The organism is Nonomuraea longicatena, from assembly GCF_039525605.1.
Taxonomy (GTDB): Bacteria; Actinomycetota; Actinomycetes; order Streptosporangiales; family Streptosporangiaceae; genus Nonomuraea; species Nonomuraea longicatena.
The window spans coordinates 1-3,492 of sequence record NZ_BAAAHQ010000105.1; the positions used below are offsets into that span (position 1 = coordinate 1).

Sequence of the window (3,492 nt, forward strand, 5' to 3'; positions counted from 1 at the left end):
CGCCTCGTTGATGGCGTTCTGAGAGTTCGCGTAGAGGGATATTCGCGGGATGAGCTGGTCGAGCAACTCGGGTTCGACAACGGTGATCTTCGCCGGGACCTGAATCCGGCTCAGATCCGCCTTGTCGCGCTTCAAGGCATGGTGAAGGGAGGCGGTGGTCTGCCCGCCGTTCACAATCTGGAGGTCGCTCAGGCTTACTAGGAGCGGTCCCGTTGGGCCCTCCGTGAGTTGGACGCCAGTGGCTGTCACCGAGATGCCGTTGTTGTAGGCCAGGAACCGGCCAGGATCGTTGCGGATGGTCTCGTTGAGCCCCTTGTTGACCTTGCCCCGAGCCTGCAGAAAGGCCCGCACATTCCGCTGGAGCAGCTTCGTGCCGTGCTCCTCGTACATGTCCGCGAGGACCTGGCCAGGGAGGATGGCCATAAAGCACTGGTGGTCGCCGTCGGTGCCGGATGCGGGGAGGCAGGCGACGGGGCTGCCAAGCTCCTCGAAGTCGATGTTGATCGGCTCCTCATGCCGACCTGATGCTACGAGTCGGTGCAGACGTTCGATGTCCCAGACGTGCTGGATCACCGGAAGGCTTCCTACGGAATCCTCCTCCAAGGAGTCGATGGTGGTCCGACCATCGGTTATAAGAAAGATCCGGATTTTGTCGAGCTCGGACCAGTGCGCGTTGATATCCTGCACCATGTCGTACGCTGCGCTGGCTTCTTCCATCTTGAGGTGGTGACCTGCGTGGCATTGGATGGCGAAGTTCTTCGCCCAGCGAAGCTGTCGGATCGCCTGGTCCTTCGCCAGCGTCTGGCCGAGATGTCCATAGTTGGCCACGACCAGGTCGAGGACGTGCCCGTCGTCGCTGAGGTGGTACCCAGCGACCTCCATGTAGCTCTGCGCGAGGGGGGCCTTGAAGTAGCAGACGGTCAGGTCCTCTAATGCCCCGTCTTCGACAAGGTACTCAGCGGCGATCTGCACGAAGACGTCTCGCTTGAGGCGGCCTGAGTCCAATCCCAGCCGCTCTTCAACGTCCCTTTCGAGACTGAGCGCGAACTCTTCAGTGCTCTCGTCACCCATGTGCTACCTCTCCGCCGCGCCTGCCCCTATGAGGGACTCGCGGACCTTGCCCTCGTCCACTCGGTGGCTTTCGCAGGTGGATAGATCAATAAAATATGATACTCCAGACACTCCTGCAGGGAGGTCCACAGGTGTCATTCGTGGAAATCCTGTCTCTATAGTGAAGCATTGCCGGCGGACCAACGCATAGCGATCACTGAGGTAATTGTCGCGGTGGGAGTCCAGCCACCCCGCCTCCATGAGGGAGTTCTCGAACCAGGAGAGCTCTGGGCCGAGGAGGGGATCCTCGCGCAGGTCGTCCACAAGTTCGGGGAGCGAGATACCCTCCGGAGATTGGTCCACCACCTGGTGGACGAGGAACAGGCTATTCAGACCATCGGAGTCGAGTTGGTTCTCGTTACTGATGCGACAGCTATGCATCTGCTTGCGTGCCACGCTCTTGACCTCGACGGCTGTGGACCCGAGGACGAAGTCTTGGGGTGACTGACGTGGGCCGACCCAAGAGCGCACGGCCGCGGTTCCGAGAGCGGAGAGCATCAGGTCCTGGAGCACAAGCAGCTCCCCGAAGAGCCCCAGACGTGCTTCTGGGGTGAGACCTGTGGGCAGCCCCCGGGTGAGCATCCGGCGCCAGGCATTGAGCCTGCGAACCAGTGTCCTCGTCGGCATCTTGCTGGGTAACTGTAGGTGGCCGACCAGGTCGGCCAAGAGCGAGCAAAACAGGAGCCGATCCGTCTGCTGGTCCGCCAAGATCTCGACGGAGCCTTCTCGTATACGGCAGGTCAGTCCGTTGGTAAGCATGAGATCCCGGTCCTCAAGCTTCTCCCGGCTCCTCACCACCAGTGCCCATTCAAGGCCAGGGAACCGGACTTCGACGAAAATATCGACTTTCGACGAAGGCAGAATCCTCCGGCGTACGGATCCTTCTGGGGGCCCGCCCTTTTCCTCTGCCGCGAGGAAGGACTGTTCGAGTTCCTCCGGTGTGGGCGTGGTCACTGGTCCTCGTTTTCCACTTCATCATCACCCATGGCGGTGGCGAGATTGTTCAGGAATATCTCATTTACACGATATTTGACCTTCTGGGCTCGATCGGAGACAGGGAACACGACGGCATATCCCAGAGCGGGAAGACCATGGACCTCGGCGGGGACGTCAACCTTGGATGTCGCGGGGTCGATCGGATAAATCAGCAGGAGGCCCTCCTCCGGGTCCCGGAGCCCCCTCAGGGACTCGCCGCTGGCTCTCGCAGGTTTCTTCTCTCTGCCGTTCTTCCTGAATTCCTCCACCGTGCGCTCGTACGCTCGCCGGTATCTTTCGCGCGACAGTCCCAGAGACTCATGGATCGGGCTGACCAAGACGCCGACCTCGAACTCTCCGTCCTGCACACGGGCGTGGCCAGTGATGGTCTTTCGTTTGACCATGGGGATGTCAACGCCAGGCAGGGAGAGCATATTGGAGGCATTTCCGGCGGTTACCGCGACTGTCCAGCGGGTGAGTTCACCGATGCCGTTCTGTGCGCGGATGTAGTCGGTCAGGTTTTCGGGATTAGCGGCGAGAACTCTGGGCGAGACCGCGAACCCAGTGAAGAAGTCCAAAACTGTGCTCGAGGGCACACCTTCCCGGAAGAATCCGTCTCCGATCCCCTCCCGCCGGTCCGGTGGAACCTCCCCGTACGGAAGTATTTCTGCAACAAGTTTCTCCAGCTTGGCATGGTTGCGTCGAAGAGCCTTGACGCTGGTGAGCATCACCAGGGTCTCGACGCGGGTTCCGGAGAAGCTGACCGTCATGATCTTTGTTGAGCGCATCTTCGCGGAGGCGGTCACCTGGAGGTTGCCGACGCCGTCCATGACCCGCAGGCCGACACGCTTCGGGGTGCCACCGGCCCGCGCCACGGCGCTGGTGAGGTCCATAAGTTCGCGGTTCGCCCGGGTAATGTGCACGTAGTACCCGACGAGCTCCGGTGTGGTGTAGAGCCGGGTGGCATCGAGGTAGCCAGGACGATACCCAAACCATCTGCCCATCTGTAGCAGGGTGTCGTAGGTCTGGGAAGTGCGCAGGTAGTAGGAGACCGAGAGTCCTTCGAGGGTCAACCCTCGTGAGAGTTTGTCACCTCCCACAGCTACCACGGTGACGGGGGTGGTGGACTGGTAGTCGAGTACGTCGGCGGCAGTCCCGTTGATCCGCCTAACGCCATGGGCGGCGTTCTCCAACACTTCCGGGACGAGTCTCCGAACCTCGTCCCAAGTGACCTGTGGTCCGATCGAAGAGCTTACGTCGGTGTATTCCGCGAGCGTGTCATATGTCGGGGCGAAGTCCTTCTCCCACAGAGCAGCGAGACGCCTCTGGACGGACCGCCCGGCCTCGCCGTAGTCGCCCCAAGCGTCGGCTGTGGCGCGCAGATGGTCTTGGACCTGTCTGGCCACC

The 3,492-nt window shown here is 61.2% G+C and carries 3 protein-coding genes; all 3 read right to left on the minus strand.

Translation table 11 applies throughout. The features are described from left to right. Positions 1-1,071: AIPR family protein (locus ABD120_RS39575; protein ID WP_343955659.1), on the minus strand; the 1,071-nt coding region annotated here is incomplete at its 3' end. Between the two features lie 3 nt (positions 1,072-1,074). Continuing rightward, positions 1,075-2,064, minus strand: a complete 990-nt coding sequence (locus ABD120_RS39580) for a PD-(D/E)XK motif protein (protein ID WP_343955661.1) — start codon at positions 2,062-2,064, stop codon at positions 1,075-1,077. Next, positions 2,061-3,492 (minus strand): Z1 domain-containing protein (locus ABD120_RS39585; RefSeq protein ID WP_343955662.1); only part of this gene is annotated, 1,432 nt, incomplete at its 5' end. The genes ABD120_RS39580 and ABD120_RS39585, both read right to left, overlap by 4 nt.